The 16,623-nt window shown below is 43.3% G+C and carries 14 protein-coding genes; 7 read left to right on the forward strand and 7 right to left on the reverse strand.

Annotated elements, in window-relative coordinates; all coding sequences use genetic code 11:
- Positions 1–149: 149 nt before the first annotated feature.
- Entirely contained in the window at positions 150–3,314 is a 3,165-nt protein-coding gene (locus B0E43_RS10605; RefSeq protein ID WP_077349447.1) for a hypothetical protein, read from the forward strand.
- Between the two features lie 166 nt (positions 3,315–3,480).
- Here the strand turns inward: B0E43_RS10605 and B0E43_RS10610 are convergent, their stop codons facing one another.
- Both B0E43_RS10610 and B0E43_RS10615 read right to left on the reverse strand, forming a co-directional pair.
- Complete coding sequence (locus B0E43_RS10610) at positions 3,481–4,065, reverse strand: TetR/AcrR family transcriptional regulator (protein ID WP_077349449.1); 585 nt, start codon at positions 4,063–4,065, stop codon at positions 3,481–3,483.
- Between the two features lie 151 nt (positions 4,066–4,216).
- On the reverse strand, positions 4,217–4,921 hold the full coding sequence (locus B0E43_RS10615; RefSeq protein ID WP_077349451.1) for an NUDIX domain-containing protein: 705 nt from the start codon (positions 4,919–4,921) through the stop codon (positions 4,217–4,219).
- A 210-nt stretch (positions 4,922–5,131) separates the two neighbouring features.
- On the opposite strand from B0E43_RS10615, the gene B0E43_RS10620 reads away from it, so the two are divergent.
- The 3 genes from B0E43_RS10620 to B0E43_RS10630 are packed head-to-tail and all read left to right on the forward strand — an operon-like array spanning position 5,132 to position 6,938.
- A complete protein-coding gene (locus B0E43_RS10620) occupies positions 5,132–5,437 on the forward strand; it encodes a hypothetical protein (protein ID WP_077349453.1) in 306 nt (101 codons plus the stop codon).
- 2 nt (positions 5,438–5,439) lie between these two features.
- Positions 5,440–5,664: a type II toxin-antitoxin system RelE/ParE family toxin gene (locus B0E43_RS31380; RefSeq protein ID WP_371454685.1), complete on the forward strand. Its 225-nt coding sequence runs from the start codon at positions 5,440–5,442 to the stop codon at positions 5,662–5,664.
- Entirely contained in the window at positions 5,661–6,938 is a 1,278-nt protein-coding gene (locus B0E43_RS10630) for an APC family permease (RefSeq protein ID WP_077349457.1), read from the forward strand. Before B0E43_RS31380 ends, B0E43_RS10630 begins: the two co-directional genes overlap by 4 nt.
- On the opposite strand, the gene B0E43_RS10635 is transcribed toward B0E43_RS10630, so the two are convergent.
- The 4 genes from B0E43_RS10635 to B0E43_RS10650 all read right to left on the reverse strand — a co-directional run bounded on the left by B0E43_RS10635 (position 6,935) and on the right by B0E43_RS10650 (position 10,292).
- Positions 6,935–7,411 (reverse strand): TspO/MBR family protein, encoded by a 477-nt coding sequence (locus tag B0E43_RS10635; RefSeq protein ID WP_077349459.1) that lies wholly within the window; start codon positions 7,409–7,411, stop codon positions 6,935–6,937. The genes B0E43_RS10630 and B0E43_RS10635 overlap by 4 nt on opposite strands.
- A gap of 80 nt (positions 7,412–7,491) precedes the next feature.
- On the reverse strand, positions 7,492–7,935 hold the full coding sequence (locus B0E43_RS10640) for a DUF1572 family protein (RefSeq protein WP_077349461.1): 444 nt from the start codon (positions 7,933–7,935) through the stop codon (positions 7,492–7,494).
- On the reverse strand, positions 7,935–8,765 hold the full coding sequence (locus B0E43_RS10645; RefSeq protein ID WP_077349463.1) for an N-acetylmuramidase family protein: 831 nt from the start codon (positions 8,763–8,765) through the stop codon (positions 7,935–7,937). Before B0E43_RS10645 ends, B0E43_RS10640 begins: the two co-directional genes overlap by 1 nt.
- 132 nt (positions 8,766–8,897) lie before the next feature.
- On the reverse strand, positions 8,898–10,292 hold the full coding sequence (locus B0E43_RS10650; protein WP_077349465.1) for a DEAD/DEAH box helicase: 1,395 nt from the start codon (positions 10,290–10,292) through the stop codon (positions 8,898–8,900).
- Between the two features lie 189 nt (positions 10,293–10,481).
- Between B0E43_RS10650 and B0E43_RS10655 the strand changes: the two genes are divergently transcribed.
- The 3 genes from B0E43_RS10655 to B0E43_RS10665 all read left to right on the forward strand — a co-directional run bounded on the left by B0E43_RS10655 (position 10,482) and on the right by B0E43_RS10665 (position 14,720).
- Entirely contained in the window at positions 10,482–11,534 is a 1,053-nt protein-coding gene (locus B0E43_RS10655) for a carboxypeptidase-like regulatory domain-containing protein (protein ID WP_077349467.1), read from the forward strand.
- A 258-nt stretch (positions 11,535–11,792) separates the two neighbouring features.
- Complete coding sequence (locus tag B0E43_RS10660; protein WP_077349469.1) at positions 11,793–13,661, forward strand: gamma-glutamyltransferase family protein; 1,869 nt, start codon at positions 11,793–11,795, stop codon at positions 13,659–13,661.
- Positions 13,662–13,976: 315 nt separating this feature from the next.
- Positions 13,977–14,720: a hypothetical protein gene (locus tag B0E43_RS10665; protein WP_139352736.1), complete on the forward strand. Its 744-nt coding sequence runs from the start codon at positions 13,977–13,979 to the stop codon at positions 14,718–14,720.
- 370 nt (positions 14,721–15,090) lie between these two features.
- On the opposite strand, the gene B0E43_RS10670 is transcribed toward B0E43_RS10665, so the two are convergent.
- Positions 15,091–16,188, reverse strand: a complete 1,098-nt coding sequence (locus tag B0E43_RS10670) for a hypothetical protein (protein WP_139352737.1) — start codon at positions 16,186–16,188, stop codon at positions 15,091–15,093.
- Between the last annotated feature and the right edge of the window lie 435 nt (positions 16,189–16,623).

Genomic DNA, 16,623 nt, shown 5'->3' on the forward strand with positions numbered 1-16,623 from the left:
AAAAAGAATCCCCCAACCAAGCCCAAACCAACTATATAAAATCCGATCAAGACCAATTCCAAACCTCCCTTTCCTTTCGCGTAAAATATTCTTCTGTTTCAAATCCTTTTCACTTATTTAATAGAGAATTTAAAAACCACCTTAGTCAAATGAAAAAACTTTACATTTTGATTGTGGCGGCTCTGTTTAGCTTGGGAATCCAGGCTCAGCAAGTCAATATGGACCAATTCAAGTCCATGAAAGCCAGAAGCATCGGACCCGGTGCGATGAGCGGAAGAATCACCGCCATTGATGCCGTCCATGAAAACCCAAATACCATTTATGCCGGATCTGCCTCCGGTGGACTTTGGAAATCTACCTCAGGAGGGATCACCTGGGAACCGATTTTTGACAAGGAGCGGGTGCACTCCATCGGCGCCATTTCCATCTATCAGAAAAACCCGAATATTATTTGGGTAGGAACCGGAGAAGGCAACCCTAGAAACTCTCTCAACATGGGTTACGGAGTCTACCGATCCCTTGATGCCGGCAAGACCTGGCAGTTGATGGGGTTGGAAAAGACCCGCGCCATTCACCGTATCATTGTTCACCCAGACGACCCAAACACGGTATACGTTGGAGCAATCGGTTCACCTTGGGGGGAGCAGGCGGACCGGGGGGTTTACAAAACCACCGACGGAGGAAAAACATGGAATAAGATCCTGTATGTGGATACCAAAACTGGGGTTGGTGAAATGATCATGGACCCGAATAATCCAAACAAGATTTTTGTCAACATGTGGCAGCACAGACGCTATCCTTGGTTTTTTGAATCTGGAGGAGAGTCTTCTGGACTTTATGTAACCCAGGATGGCGGAGAAAACTGGAAAAAACTCAATGCGGAGGACAATGGTCTTCCAAAAGGAAATCTTGGACGAATGGGCTTGGCCATTTCCAAAGCCAACAGCAGCAAAATTTACGCATTGATTGAATCCTCGAAAAATGCACTCTATGTGTCTGAAGATGGCGGAGAAAAATTCAACCTACTAAACACTAATGCAGAAATCGGTGACAGACCTTTCTACTATTTTGAAATTTATGCCGATCCAAAAAATGAAAACCGAATCTACACCCTTTATTCACGGGTGGGTATCAGTGAAGATGGCGGAAAAACTTTCAGACAATTGCTTGAATATGAAGGCGTCCACCCGGATCACCATGCCTGGTACATCAATCCAGTTGATCCAAGTTTGCTGATCGATGGAAACGACGGAGGATTGAATATTTCCCGTGACATGGGCAAAACCTGGTATTTCGCAGAAGGGCTGACCGTGGGTCAGTTTTACCACATCAATGTCGATAATGAAATCCCCTACAATGTCTATGGTGGCATGCAGGACAACGGAAGCTGGACAGGACCTGCTTACGTTTGGAAAGTCGATGGCATTAGAAATACTTACTGGCAGGAAGTTTCTTTTGGGGATGGCTTTGATGTAGTGTCTCATCCGGCTGATTCACGGTATGGCTACACCATGTCACAGGGGGGGAATGTTTCCCGCTTTGACAAGCTGACCGGGCACAACAGAACCGTCCGACCGACTCATCCTGACAAAGACGTCTTCCTTAGATTCAACTGGAATGCAGCGATTGCCCAGGATCCGCACGATGTCAACACGGTTTATTATGCCTCACAATTCCTGCATAAATCGACTGATTCAGGCGAAACCTGGGAAATCATTTCTCCGGATTTGACTACCAATGATTCGACCAAGCAGAAGCAGCAAACGACCGGAGGCTTGACTTTCGACATCACTGGCGCTGAAAATCACACGACTATCATTGCGATTGCTCCCTCTCCTGTTGACAAAAATGTGATCTGGGTGGGAACAGATGACGGCAATTTGCAGGTCACCCAAGACGGTGGAAAGACCTGGACAAACGTTGCTGCCAAACTTACCGGACTTCCTAAAGCTTCTTGGATTCCACAGGTCCAAGCTTCCAAGTACAATGCCGGAGAGGTTTGGGTCGTAGCTAACAACTACCGAAACAATGACTTCGCTGCCTATGCATATTATAGCTCAGATTTCGGGAAAACCTTCACCAGAATTGCTGACGACAGCAAAGTTTGGGGCTATACGCTTTCGATTAAGCAGGATCCGGAAGAGCCAAATTTGGTTTTCTTGGGAACTGAATTCGGATTGTATGTTTCTTTCGACAAGGCCAAAACATGGAACAAGTGGGAACACGGCTATCCAGCTGCGGTTTCTACCTACGACATGACGATTCAAGAAAGAGAAGCTGATTTAGTAATCGGAACTTTTGGACGGGCCATTTATGTCCTAGACGACATCCGACCTTTGAGAGCTTTCGCCAAAAACGGAGGAAAAGCCCCTGCCGGAAAAATCACTGCTTTCCCGTCTCCCGAGGCTTACCAAGCTGAAGTTCAACAACCTCACGGTGAGCGATTTGCTGCCAATGCAAAATATTCCGGTGAAAATCGTGCTACAGGCGGACGAATGAGCTATTTCATCAATGATGACAAGGAAAAATTGGATTCGGTTACCATAAAAATCTACAATGCTGCTGGCGAACAAATCAGAACTTTGAAAACTCTTCCTGAAAAAGGGGTAAACCGGATCATCTGGAATCTTGACCGAAAGTCCACTGCAGAAATGACAGGTGGATTTGGCGGCGGTGGTGGACAAGGTGGAGGCGGTGCACGTCGAACTGGCTTCTTTGAGCCAAGTGGTGGAGATGCACTTCCGGGGACTTACAAAGCCGTATTTGTCTATGGTTCTGACTCCTCAGAAACTTCTATCAAAGTAAACTCAGATCCAAGAATTAAAGTCCAAATGGCAGATCTTCAGGCAAAGGATGCATTCCTCAAAAAAGTAGAAACACTCTCTACTTATGTGAGCACCGCAACCAAAAAACTGGATGAAGCTCAGAAAGCAATTGATAAGGTCAATACCCTGACCAAGGACATCGAAACTCCAGAGGCAAAAGCTTTGGCTGAAGCAGCCAAAGAAATCAAGAAAAAATTGGATACTACTCGGGAAGCATTCACAGGTCCAAAAATGGATGGCCAGGGGATTGTAAGAAGCCTCTACCCTACTACCATGACCCGTCAGTTTGCCCCAAGAAGCTATGCCAACTCTAGCTACAAAGCTCCTGGTGCCACTGAGGAGCGGCTATACAGCCAAGCCAAAGATGCGGCTGATGAGGCTATTGCCAAGGTAAATGAATTCATGAACGGCGACTGGAAAGCATTCGAAGAAAAAGTGAAGGCCACTCCGATTGATTTATTTGAAAATGTGACCAAAGGCAAAGACTAAATTCAAGAATGACAATGGATCTGCTGGAAATCTAAGCAAGCATATCCACAAAAAAGAGAGGCTGTCCCAAATTGAGACAGCCTCTCTGCATTACGAAAAACCCTTGATCTATTCTATAATTAGAAATTATATTCAATTAAAATTATCCCATTCATGGACGATTGGGCTAATATGCCAGAGTTGGGGAGTTTTGGTAACTGCCAATTAGCTTCGCTTCATTTACAAGGTCAAGCAGCCAATTGTATGTAAAATTCTCCTTTGATGCTCTACAATACAGAGCATCCCTGGTCAAACCCCATAGTTTTTCAGCTACCTCTATGGAGACTTCGAGGTAATCGCTCCAAACAGGAATTACCGCTGCCGATATCCTGGAGTTGAATCGGCTTAACGTGTTTTGGAAAAGCGTCGTTTCCCGGTTTTTCACCAATTGAATTTGAAAAAAGAACACTTCCAGATGGTCGATTGACAGGTTGAGATAATCAGGTTCGAATTGCTTGATTCCCCTGATCTGAAATGCCAGGGAATTCAACCGGTCAAGGTGTTCATTCATCAGACATTCTAAAAAGTTGTCCCGATCCTTGAAAAAATAATAAAAGCCTGATTTATTCTTGTTCAAATTTCTGGCAACCCGCTCAATCTGAATGGATGAAGGACCCTCTGAAGAAAAAATTGAGTAGCCTTCCTCTACCCATGATTGCAAACTCCCCTTTTTTCCGTGCTCTCCGGTTTTTCTAACAATCCCAATTTCCATTTTGTAAAAGTTTGATTTTGAACAATGAATGATACTTAAACTTATTAAATGTAATTAATACGTTTATAAAAGTAGCAAAATCAATTTCAAATCCAAGGGGCAAAATTTTATTTTAAAAGGAAAATTTAATTGGTTGAATGGTACTCCCTATTCAGAAACCAAAACTGTAACCTTCCAGCAGTAGTTTTTGATAGGTTTCCTGATTGAACTTAAAAAGGAAGGAACCCTTTCTGGATGTGGATTTATCTTTTTTCGGCAAGGGGATCAAAAGGCCGGAATTGAGAAGTTTCTTCCTGAAATTTCTATCGTCTATGGGATGTCCAAAAATAGCCTCGTAGACTTTCAGCAATTGGCCAAGGGTAAATTCCTCTGGCATCAGTTCAAATCCAATAGGACGAAATCGAGCTTTTTCCCTCAGGTTGGAAATCGCCATTTCGACCATTTGCCGGTGATCTAAAACCAACTCGGGGATTCGGTCTATGGAAATCCACTTTGCCTCATGAGTCCGGACATTAAATTCCAGGTGGTTTTGATCTACCCGGATCAGACTCCAATAGGCTATAGCGATTACTCTTCCGCCGGGATCCCGGTCCACTGCTCCGTAACAATGAAGCTGCTCCATGTAAATATCCTTCAGCCCGGTGAGTTCAAACAAAATCCGCTCAGCGGCCTCCTCAACCGATTCTTCAATTTTCACAAATGAGCCCAACAATGACAAGCAACCTGCAAGTGGCTCCACCTCCCGCTTAAAAATCAGCAACTTCAGCTTGTTGTCTTGTACACCAAAAATTATACAATCGACAGCAGCAAGAAGGGGTTTAACATCCTCGTATTGGGGTGACAGATACTTTGTCATGAAGGTTGGATTTCAGGTCTAATAGGTCTATTTAATTCTTATCTCAATCTACTAAAGATAAGGGTTGATTTATTTTTCACAACCAAAAAGTGGATAACCGGCAGAAATACGGTTATTAATTTTAGCATTTTCCCAATGAAAATTCAGGTGCCTTTTTACTTTAATTAAAATCTGGCTAATTCCTATATTTAAGGTAAACTCGTGGAAACCATGATCACAGAAGAAAATAGAAGAGAACTGATTGATTGGATATCCTCTCTTGAAAACCAATTCATGCTACAGCACTTGATGGAATTGAAAAACTCAACCGAATCTGATAGAATTTACATGGTTTCAGATCAAGAAAGAATCGCAATTAAAGAAGGGATAGAATCTTTTAAAAAAGAAGGAGGTGTTTCTCACGATGAGGTATTGCAATTGACGAAGAAAAAATATCCAAACCTTTTTAAGAACAAATTAAAGTCATTTGGTCAAAAAAGGCGATCAGTGACTATCACTCCATTATTGACTATTTGATTATGAATTGGTCTGAAAGCTCTGCAGAGAAATTCATTGATCAAGTATTAGTTAAAATTCACCTCATTAAAACCCACCCTGAAGCATTCGAAAAAACGAATTTTAAAAAAGTAAGCAAGATGGTGATTACAAAACAAATCACGCTTTTTTTCAGGGTCTCCAAGTCAAGAGTTTATTTGTTCAGATTTTGGAACAACTACCAAAATCCCGAAAAACTATCCCTTTGAATTCCTCCAAAATCTCCTGGAAAACCGCCGCTGGTCTGGTCATTGCCAATATGATCGGGACGGGTGTTTTTACCAGTTTGGGATTTCAGTTGGCAGAGGTCCAAAACACCTGGTCGATTCTTTTGCTTTGGGCTTTGGGAGGGGGAATGGCTCTGATCGGGGCATTTGTCTATGCCGAATTGGGGACACACTTCCGCAAAACCGGTGGGGATTACTTCTTCCTTTCGGAAACCATCCATCCAGCTGTTGGCTATTTGTATGCGTGGATTTCGCTCACGGTTGGCTTTTCTGCGCCGATCGCCATTGCGGCTATGGCCATGAACGGTTACCTCAGCCCACTTTTCGGGGACACCATCCTTCCTGGGCTGTTTTTTCTCCTGGCTGTCCCCTGCGCCCATGTTTTCTCGGTGAGGAGATCTGCTTACTTTCAGGATGCGCTCACGTTGATCAAAATTGTTTTTGTCCTTATTTTAATCTTACTGGGATTTGGATTTTCATCAGTAGTTGAAAATCCAGCTTTCAATTTCTCTTCTTCCTGGCAAAAGGAAGTCATCATGCCGGGATTTGCCGTCTCTTTGATTTATGTTTTCTATGCCTATACCGGATGGAATTCGGCGGCATACATCATCGAAGAAGTAGATCAGCCTGAGAAAAACCTCCCAAAAGCTTTGATTTGGGCTACTGTCTCGGTGATGGTCGTGTACATTTTGCTCCAACTCGTCCTGCTCAAGCACGCCTCAGTACCACAGCTATCCGGCAAAGTGGAAGTTGCTGACATTGCATTTGGCAATCTCTTTGGGCCAAGCGGTGCACTTTGGGTGAGCTTTTTAATCGGTGTCCAGCTGATCGCCACGATTTCGGGATATGCTTGGGTGGGCCCGAGAATCACCTACGCATTGGCCAGGGATTTTCGGCTTTGGAAACCTTTGGCCAAAGTCAATTCTAACGGTATCCCGGTAAGAGCCATAATCCTAAATACGGCCATCAGTCTGATTCTTTTCCTTTCGGGCTCCTTTGAACAAATCATGCTTTATGCGGGATTTGTCTTGCAGCTGATGGGGACGATCACGGTCTATTCTTCTCTTAGAATCAAAAAAGAAAGCGGTTTCCGAAGTCCTTTCAAGCCTTGGCTTCAATACATTTACCTGACCTTCAGTACTTCAGTATTGATTTACCTTTTTTGGGACAGGCCTATGGAAAGCCTTGCAGGTCTTGGGATCGTAGGTTTGGGATTGATTATTTTCCTTTTTGACAAGAAAACACCCCACTTCTAACTCTTTTCTAACCGAAGTTGCCCAAGGATGATCATTGTCGCGAAAAAAGTCCAGGCCACTATCGGGAAAACAAAATAGGATAAGTTGGTGGAAAGTTCTGAAACCATCACGCCTACCCACAAGGAAGCAAGAATCACCAATACATTCCCTGCCAACCCAAATTTCAAAGCCGAAATTCCCGTGAGTTTTTCCAAGCCAATGGTATAATAAACATAACTGGCGCAGACAACTGCCAAAACGATCGTACACTTAGCGAGACCATCGGCATCAATTTGAACCAATTTGTATCGGAGAATAGCCAGGAGCAAAAAAAGAAAAACCCAGACTATCGGGATCACATATCCCGGCGGCTCAAACCAAAGGCGCTTTTTAGGTCCGTTTCCTTCAAACTTCAGCCCAAGAAAAGGCGCCGGCAAGTTAGTGAGAATCAGGATTCCGAAGAACAGGACGATATTGGAGACCAGGCTAACCATCGGTTCAATTTAGCCTTAAAAGTTTTGAGATGTTAAAAAATGAGAGTTACTGGATTTGAATTAACAAACTTTCATATTCCTCAGGCAAGCAACCTTCTGTGGTAATTGATTTGACCCAAATGGTAATTAAAATGCCCATAAAGGTGAATCAGGAAAAAACCGATAGTCATGGAATGACCAAAGAAAGCGTGAAATGACCTATCTCCCATCCGATTCGGATCTAAGCCTAATAGGGTATTGGCAACGATTTTCTTGACCTCTTCCAACTCTTCAAGCAAGGCCGACCTCGGTTCTCCCTTTGCTCCAAATTCGCGTTCCCTGTTTCTTTCATAGGGTATTCCTCCCAAATCCAAACCAATAAACGTCCGAAGATTTCCAAACAGGTGAAGTGCAAGATTTCCGGCCGAATTGGCGATTTCTTTATCTACTATCCAGAGATTTTCTTCCTCACTATAAGCGGCCAATTCCTGGCCAAGTTTTTCGAGATCTCTCTGGAATAGCAGATTGAGTTCTTTTAGATTCATTAGGATTGACTTAGGAATTTTTGATAGGCGTTGGCCATCTTGATATCATATTTGTTTTGGGCGTAGCCTGATCCGTTATAGCAGTTGGCAAATGCGGCCCAGTTTTTGGCCCGAAGATGGGTGATACATCCAAAAGCTGTAATGTAACGTCCGAATGCCTCCAGGTGATTTCTCTCATGGACATACATCTGATCTACAAAATCCTGCACCGAACCAAAGCCCAACTTGGAGGAATGATAGCCCATAATCTGATAACTACCCCAAGATGCTGAAGATAGGGCTGCTGCTTTCACTTTTGGATTGGGGGAAAGGCTTGCTGCTTTTTCCATGCGGTCATACTCTTTTGGCCCTCCCACATAGTGGCTCTTGGTCCATTTGGAGTAAAGAACATCTGCATTGGATGCATTAGCCATTGAGGCAGGATCTATCCCGGCCTTTTTCAACTGATCCCAAAAGACATGGCCTTCAAACAGGATTTTGGGCCTGCCATCTACGAAAAACCCCTTGCCGCTACTTTCCACTTCATGGACAGCCTTTACTGCTGCGAGTTCCAAATTATTCTTTTGGGCAAAATTTTTCAGATCCTGCTCACTTAGAAACTTCCCTCCTAAAGTTTCAGCAGGCTTGGTTTTCTCGATAAGGATTGTCCAGGATTTGATCCCAACTTCACCGTCTGAGACGAGGTTATTCTTTAGCTGAAAATCTTTGACAGCCTTATCGGTTAGATCTCCGAAAAAACCTGTTGCCGGAATCTGATAACCTAATTTCCCGAGAAGCTCCTGTAGGTAAGAGACAGAAGGACCCCTTGATTTTAATTTGAGGGTTTGCATAGTGTATGGATTAAAAATGAAAAGCACAAAAACCTGAAAAATGCAATTGAAAATCTATTGGGAATTCTGATGCATAATTCAGGTTCAAGTTACCCGAAGAACTTTATAAAAACCAAAACAAAACCTTGAATATCAGGACTCGATCACATTCTTCCGTTGTCCGTATTTTCCGGGTTTTTCTGATCCTGAACTAGTGGACGGCTCTGATTTGGGAGTTTCTGGCTTTGGGTGAGAATAGCTTTTAGGAGCTTCTGTCCTTGGTTTTGAATCCGAAACATTCTCCTTCTTGTCTCCGGAAGGTTTTTGGCCGAATTTTTTCTTTTTCTTGTTTTTAGGCTTGTTGCCGCCAGAAGGAGATGAAAAATCAGATGCTTTTGCTTTTTCTCCCAGATAAACCGGTCCGGCATCAAATCCAGCCGGAAGTGGATTCTGAGTTACGGCCATCCCGATCAGCTTTTCAATTCTTACAAATTTGTGCTGGTCTTTAGGGTTCACAAACGTAATCGCCTCCCCTTCTTTGTCTGCGCGGGCAGTCCTACCCACACGGTGGACGTAATCTTCCGGATCACTTGGTGTATCAAAATTGATCACCAATTCAATACCCACCACGTCAATTCCTCTCGAAATAATATCAGTCCCAATCAGGATTTTGACTGCTTTGTTTTTGAAATTGGACATGATTTTTTCACGCTCCACCTGCTCTAAGTCAGAGTGAAAAGCCTCAATGTCAAACTGCTTCTTGAGCACTTTGTAAAGGGCTTTGACTTTGTCTTTGGTCGAAGCAAAAATGATCACGGCTTCGTAAGGCTTTTGGGAAAGAATATGGCGCACCAAATCCTCTTTTTGCCCATCATAGACCGAGTACATGGACTGGGTCACGCCTTCTGCAGTCTTGCCGATAGAAAGTGAAATTTCCTCCGGATTCCTTAGAAACTTCATGCTAAACTGGCGAATCTTTGGAGGCATGGTTGCCGAAAAAAGAACCGTCTGACGGTTTTGAGGAAGGTAATTGACGATTTTCAAAATATCATCCGAAAAGCCCATATCCATCATCCGGTCGGCTTCGTCCAGGATCAGATGCTCAAGTGAACTCAGGTCCATTTTTCCCCCGGCAAGCAAAGCAATCAGTCGACCTGGTGTGGCAACAACAATTTCAGCCCCTGTTTCGAGCGCTTTCTTTTGCTGCTCCCAAACAATGCCATCGCCACCGCCATAGATCGGAACTGAACTTACGCCAAGGAAATACGAGAATCCCTGAATCTGCTGATCGATCTGGATCGCAAGCTCACGGGTTGGGGCCAAAATCAGCGTGTTAAGCGTATTGGAACCTGATTTTGTGATTTTATTTAGAATCGGAAGTACAAAAGCGGCTGTTTTTCCGGTACCGGTCTGTGCGCAGGCGATCAAATCTCTGCCTTGCATAATGACCGGAATTGCCATTTCCTGGATTGGAGTAGGGCGATCAAAGCCCATGGCATCGAGCCCTTCCTGAAGAGTGGGCTCAAAATTGAATGATTTAAAACTCAAATTATTGGTGATTTTAGAACGTAAAATTGGTCTTCAAAACTCATGACCTTTTCAAATATACGCCCTTAAAGCATAGAAAGCCAATCCCTAAGGGATAGATGATTTTTTATTAAAACCAAAAACAAATCGATTTAGATTAAATCCTAAGTTTAATTTATATTACTTAATCTTTCTAAACATTCCTGAAAAATGAAAATACTGAGACTCACTTCATTTTTTTCCCTCTTTTTGGGAGTATCCATGTTTTCATTTGCGCAAAATTTCAGCTTGAAAGGCCGGGTTATGGATTTTGATACCCGCGAATTTATTGAAGGTGCTACAGTCACCCTTCGAAATTCTGCATTTGGTAATTACAGCAACAGTGCCGGAAATTTTCTGATGGAAAATGTCCTTTCGGAAAAATACACACTCGCCGTGACAGCTCCGGGATACAACAACTTTGAAAAGATTATCCGCCTCACCGCAGACATGGATCTGGGAAATATTTATCTGGTAAAATATGGTAGCGAAGGAACCGGTGCGGCTTTGCAAAAAACCATCCGATCCACCAATGTGAGCCGCCTTCTGGTAGAGCGTCCAAATTTCATCGGAAATACATTCTATGGTATTCCTCCTGAGCCCAAGCAGGTAGAGGGCAATTTTTACCTGGACAAAAAATGGAATGTGGCCTCTATCCTACTCTATCGGGAACAAACTGTCCTCGAAGGTTTTCGGGTCAGGTACAACATCAATTCGAATATGTTTGAGTTGATGGAGCCGGAAAAAAACCTGGTATCAGTCATGCCCGGACTTCGGATTCAGAATATTGTCTGGATGGACAGCGCCTACAATGTCCCCCGTTATTTTGTCAACGGGATGGACTTCAAAGATGAAGGCGTGCCCATTTCAGGCTTTTTCGAAGTGATCGTCGAAGGAGAATTACCGCTCATGCGAAGAACCCTTGCTGTTTTCAAAGAATCCAATTACAATGTAGCCCTGATGGTAGGTGACCGCAATGATCAGATTATCAAACGGAATGTCTATTACTATCTGAAAGGAAAAGACCTCTACGAAGTGCCTAAAAAGCGGAAAGACCTCTTCCCTATTTTCGGGGAAAAGGAAGCTGAAATGCTGGCTTTTGTGGAAGACAACGAAATTGATCTCAAAAAGACCGGATCTGTCTTTCAGCTCTTCACTTACTATAATTCCCGATTCCCGGGCTTTGAACCCATCATGGATCAGCTTTTGGATGAAAAGGATTGAGAAAAATCTGATGGTCAAAAAAATATGGTTCACTTTCTTTGTTTTAGGGATTGAAAGACGGAAGACAGTGGACCGAAGACGGAAGAATTGAAAATCAAATTTGGCTTGGGATTTTCAAAATCCTAATTTAAACAAGAACTAAGTCTGTGATTATATTCAAAGTTTTATGGCTTACTGATTCTCCCCTCCATCTTCTGCGGTCTTCCGTCTTCCGTCTCCAGTCTCCAGTCTTCCTTCCTAATACCAACCACCAACCAAATGAAAAACCTCTACTTCATCCTCTTTTTTCTTTTCACCCATGCCGCCTGGAGCCAGGGTTTGCCCGGATTAGGCGCCGGTACCATTGGTACCAATAAACCCGTACTTCACGGCAAAAACTGGATGGCAATTACCGGCAAACCTCTGGCAGCAACAGCCGGAGCCCAGATTTTCCAACAGGGTGGCAATGCGGTGGATGCGGCCTGCGCCATGATTTCAGCTACTTCCACCATGTGGGATGTGCTTTCCTGGGGTGGAGAAACGCAGGCCCTCATCTACAATCCCAACACCAAAAAAGTCATCGCCATCAATGCCCTTGGCTACGCTCCAACCGGTGCCACCGTGGAATTTTACAAATCCCAAGGCATGGATTATCCGCCACAGTTTGGTCCTTTGGCTGCCACGACTCCCGGCACGCCAGGTGGAATCATGACCATGCTGGCAGAGTATGGCACCATGAGTTTGGAACAAATCCTAAAACCTGCGATGGACTTGGCCAATGGCTATCCCATCGAAGCTCAAACCGCCAATGCCATCGAGGCTCAGAAAGCCAGAATCAAAGAATGGCCTTATTCGAAAAAGGTCTTTCTTACCCACTTGGGAGAAAAGCGTGAAGCTCCCGAAGCCGGAGAAATCTTCGTGCAGGAGGATTTGTATCAGACTTTGTCAAAACTGGTAGAAGCTGAAAAGTCAGCCTTGGCAGCTGGAAAATCCAGAAAGGAAGCGATCCAAGCCGCTTACGACCGCTTTTACAAAGGTGACATCGCCAAAGAAATCGTCCGGGGAACGCGCGAGCAAGGCGGACTTTTCACCGAAGCCGACCTAGCCAACTGGAAAGTAAAAATCGAGGAACCGCTTCAGGTCAACTACCGTGGCATTGACGTCTACAAACTCCAGGAATGGACTCAAGGCCCGGCATTGCTTCAGTCGCTGAACATCTTGGAAAACTTTGACCTCAAGTCCATGGGCTACAATTCCGCCAATTACATCCATACCGTCTATCAGGCGATGAATCTGGCCTTTTCTGACCGGGATTTTTACTACGGTGATCCGGCTTTTGTCAAGTCTCCGATGAAAGGTTTGCTCTCCAAGGACTATGCAAAAGAGAGGGCGAAGCTGATCGGTCCGATAAATGATCCCAAGATTATGGCTGGCGACCCCTACCCTTTTCAGGGCGAAACCAACCCTCACTCTGCGCTATTGAAAAAGAAACAAACAACCCTTGCAGCCCTGGATCCAAAAGAGATGGAAGCTCAGGTTGACGAAAAATTCCTGACTGAGTTCCAAAGCGGAACCACCTCCGTGCAGACTGCTGATGCTCAGGGATGGGTGGTCTCCGTGACACCAAGCGGAGGCTGGATTCCTGCTGTGATAGCGGGAAATACTGGTGTGGGACTCTCCCAACGCATGCAGAGCTTTGTCTTGGATGAAAATCTCAGTCCCTTCAATCTGCCCGAACCGGGCAAAAGACCAAGAGTTACCTTGACCCCAAGCTTGGCCATGAAAGACGGCAAACCGATCCTGGCATTTTCTGTACAGGGCGGCGACTCTCAGGATCAAAACCTGCTGCAGTTCTTCCTCAATGTGACCGAGTTTGACATGAATGTGCAGGAAGCTGCAGAAGCCGCCAACTTCAATTCCTATCAGATGCAAAGTTCCTTTGGTGATCATGAGATCAAGCCCGGAGGCATTACCCTGCGACAGGACACACCCGACTGGATCAGAAGGGACCTGCTCAAGCGAGGCTATGTAATGGACTTCTGGACCAAAACCTCCGGCCCGATCACCGCAATCTGGGTGGACTGGAAGCACGGCACGCTTTGGGGCGGAGCAAGTAATTATGGAGATGATTACGGGATTGCGTGGTAGGGAAAGTTTAAAATGAAAAGTTTAAAGTTTAAAAGGAATGGGCGAATGTCTGTTCCTTTTTTTGTTGAGTGGAATGAATGGATATTTCTTTTCCAATTGGAAAATTTCCCTGACAATTTCTGGCCTTCTTTACCAATACGTTTTTCGTTTTCAGGTAAACTAATATCTTTAAGAAATAGAACCGCAAATAAATAATACAAATGATTTATTTAATATCTCACTTATCGACAGCGATATCGATGCTTTGGTAAAGGGTTGCTTGGTTTGACTGATAAAGATATTAGGGTTGTGAAAGGGGGAGAAAATTAAATTAAAATGAGCATTAATCTTAAAAATTTTATTTGGACAAGAGATCCTAAAGAGGCAATGCAAAATCCCTACGAATGGGATGCACAAAAAAAGTTTGTCAAAGAGGCAAACTTATTTCTAAGGGAGATCAGAAAACATTTAATTGAAAAACACTTATTTACAAAAGAAAATCAATCTTTGGAAAAAGCTATTTGGATGCTTTCCTTATCTGCTCTTGATTCCGGCATAGAAATATTGGAGGGACTAAAAAAAAATAAAATCCATGTTGTTTCCCATTTATTAAGACATATAAAAGAGTCCTTAGAGTTGGCAAAATTCTTTTCACTTAATACCAAAAAATCTTCTGAAAAAGTGGTTAAATGGTTTAATGGCGAATTTATTTCATATAGGCATTATAGAGAATATATTAGAGATGAATTAAAGGATTTGACGAAATTCAACTCCCTAAGGAACGAATATGAAGAATTATCAAAATTCAATCATAATAATTACTTTACCTTATTGTTGAATTATGGATTAGGCTTGAATGATTCACTTCATCACCATGGAAGATTTGATTCAGGAATAGCGATTCCTCCTAACACCATTTCTTTGTATCATTCGTATGCAGCTCATTATATTTTAAATATGGCCTTTGAAATTTCCTTATTGAAGTTAATATCGATTTCTGAATTACTAGATTTTATAGGAGATCAAAACTTAAATAAAGAAGTTAAAAGAAGATTTGAAATTAAAAATCAAAGACGATAAGTTGAATGTAAACTCCGCCCTAATATTTTCAGGAATTTGTAATTTCATTTTTCAACTAGCTAAAGCCATTTGCCAAAAATGCCGGCAATCCATAGCCCACTGGTGAGCGGAGTCGAACCATAAACCGTGGGCTATGTGTTTTCACGGAATGGCACCAAACCATTTTAATGGTTTCAAATCATGGGTATTGGGCTAAAGCCCAAAGAACATAGGACTTTTTCCTTTTCCCCCGCCTAAAGGCGAGGGCAAATCATTTGGTATTTATCGGCTATGAATTGGAATGTGGCTTTAGCCCATTCCTACATGATTTTCCAATATTTTACTGGGCTTTAGCCCAATCCTCATCCTATTAGCTTTTCACCACTAACCTTCACCTTCTCCCACTCCTCAACAAATCCTCAATCCTTCTCCAATCTCCGGCCAAGGCTTCATCGATTATTTGATTCCAATTTTCCTGCTCGGCGGTATTGAGGCCATTTTGGGTCTGTTTATCATAGAATTCTTGCAGGCGGTTCATTTCCCGGTAAGCATCCAGATAGGCTTCATTGATCCGGGCCTGATAAAAATCAAGCTCCAAATCCATGGTTTCCAGTTTGTGGGTCAATCGGTCCGCCACGATCCGGGTTACGTCAAAATGCCGTTGTTCATGGTTGAGAGCATAGGAACTCGGGCTTTTGACCCAGGATTGATAGGGAAGCATGTACACGCTGATTTCGAGCGTCTGCACCACAGAACCGGAATCCATCAGGGAAATTCCCTGCACAGAAAAACTGGTGAAAATCGTCGCGTTATTCTTGCTTATTGCACTGGGCCGGTCTTTGAAATCCTCCCAAACCAAAGGCCTTGCCGAGTCATAATAGACTTTATCCTCGGTGGAATTCTGGTTTTGTTCGATGATTTCCAAACGGAAGGCTTTGGCCAAAGTCCGATTTTTCAGGTTTTGGGAATTGTACCAGGTGTCAAAGTACACCAAGCTGTTTTGAAACAGCTTATTGACGACCTCTTCCACGTTATCCATGCGGAAGCCGGATCGCCGGTATTGGGTAGTGCCCAAATAATCCAGCAAATGCTCGGGTTCATTGCTGCCTTTCAAAAAGAAACCCAATCCCAACTGAACATCCCCCTCATACAACTTTTCCGTCTCATTGAAACTTTCCTCCAACTCCAACTCAAAAATCCTTACCTGAATTTCCTGTGCGGAATCCTTTGGATTAAGGTTTTCCAGGTAAAACCGGGTTGCCAATTGGTCCAGATTCTCCTTGAAAGTCACTGGAAGTTTGTGGCCTCCCCGCTCAAATACTTCGCCGATGCTGGCTTTTTGAATCCGGTGATCCAGGACCTCTATAATTTGATATTCAGTTTTTTTGGGATTAGCGCTTTCCCAATTGAGGTCAAGGACTACTTTTTGAGCAATGGTTTTTCCCGAAATAAGAAAGAAAATGAAGCAGAATACGAGCAGGGTTCTCACAAAAGGAATATACAGTTATTTGTGAAAAGGAGTTTTGGGAAAAATTTACCACAGAGGAAAAGGAGAGTTTGGTTCTTGCTGTATTTGAGCTCTATAAGTCCTACACGCATTCATTCCTATACAAACTTTTTTTTTGAGCCCATTGAATTGTCGATGGCCATTCCCGATTTTTTTTATCCGAATAGATTAATAAATCAAAATTGAAATGAAGTTCAACCCTTTCAGGGTTGATAATCAAAATCATAATTTCATTTCCCTAGGTTGCACCTAGGGCTATTTAGAAGTTCGATCCTTTCAGGATCATAATTCATATCCATCGAAGTTTCTAAATACCGACCCCGAATGGGGTCAAACTTTTCAATAGCCACGGGTGAAACCCGTGGTTTTGAAAATTATAATCTAAATCTCACGACCCTGAAAGGGTCGAACTGATAC

This window comes from Algoriphagus sp. A40, assembly GCF_002002735.1.
GTDB lineage: Bacteria > Bacteroidota > Bacteroidia > Cytophagales > Cyclobacteriaceae > Algoriphagus.

Excerpts from the sequence above, each read along its gene's own strand:
- B0E43_RS10605 (WP_077349447.1), top strand. The coding sequence starts at position 150 with ATGAAAAAACTTTACATTTTGATTGTGGCGGCTCTGTTTAGCTTGGGA.
- B0E43_RS10610 (WP_077349449.1), bottom strand. The coding sequence starts at position 4,065 with ATGGAAATTGGGATTGTTAGAAAAACCGGAGAGCACGGAAAAAAGGGG.
- B0E43_RS10615 (WP_077349451.1), bottom strand. The coding sequence starts at position 4,921 with ATGACAAAGTATCTGTCACCCCAATACGAGGATGTTAAACCCCTTCTT.
- B0E43_RS10620 (WP_077349453.1), top strand. The coding sequence starts at position 5,132 with ATGATCACAGAAGAAAATAGAAGAGAACTGATTGATTGGATATCCTCT.
- B0E43_RS31380 (WP_371454685.1), top strand. The coding sequence starts at position 5,440 with ATGAATTGGTCTGAAAGCTCTGCAGAGAAATTCATTGATCAAGTATTA.
- B0E43_RS10635 (WP_077349459.1), bottom strand. The coding sequence starts at position 7,411 with ATGGTTAGCCTGGTCTCCAATATCGTCCTGTTCTTCGGAATCCTGATT.
- B0E43_RS10640 (WP_077349461.1), bottom strand. The coding sequence starts at position 7,935 with ATGAATCTAAAAGAACTCAATCTGCTATTCCAGAGAGATCTCGAAAAA.
- B0E43_RS10645 (WP_077349463.1), bottom strand. The coding sequence starts at position 8,765 with ATGCAAACCCTCAAATTAAAATCAAGGGGTCCTTCTGTCTCTTACCTA.
- B0E43_RS10655 (WP_077349467.1), top strand. The coding sequence starts at position 10,482 with ATGAAAATACTGAGACTCACTTCATTTTTTTCCCTCTTTTTGGGAGTA.
- B0E43_RS10660 (WP_077349469.1), top strand. The coding sequence starts at position 11,793 with ATGAAAAACCTCTACTTCATCCTCTTTTTTCTTTTCACCCATGCCGCC.
- B0E43_RS10665 (WP_139352736.1), top strand. The coding sequence starts at position 13,977 with ATGAGCATTAATCTTAAAAATTTTATTTGGACAAGAGATCCTAAAGAG.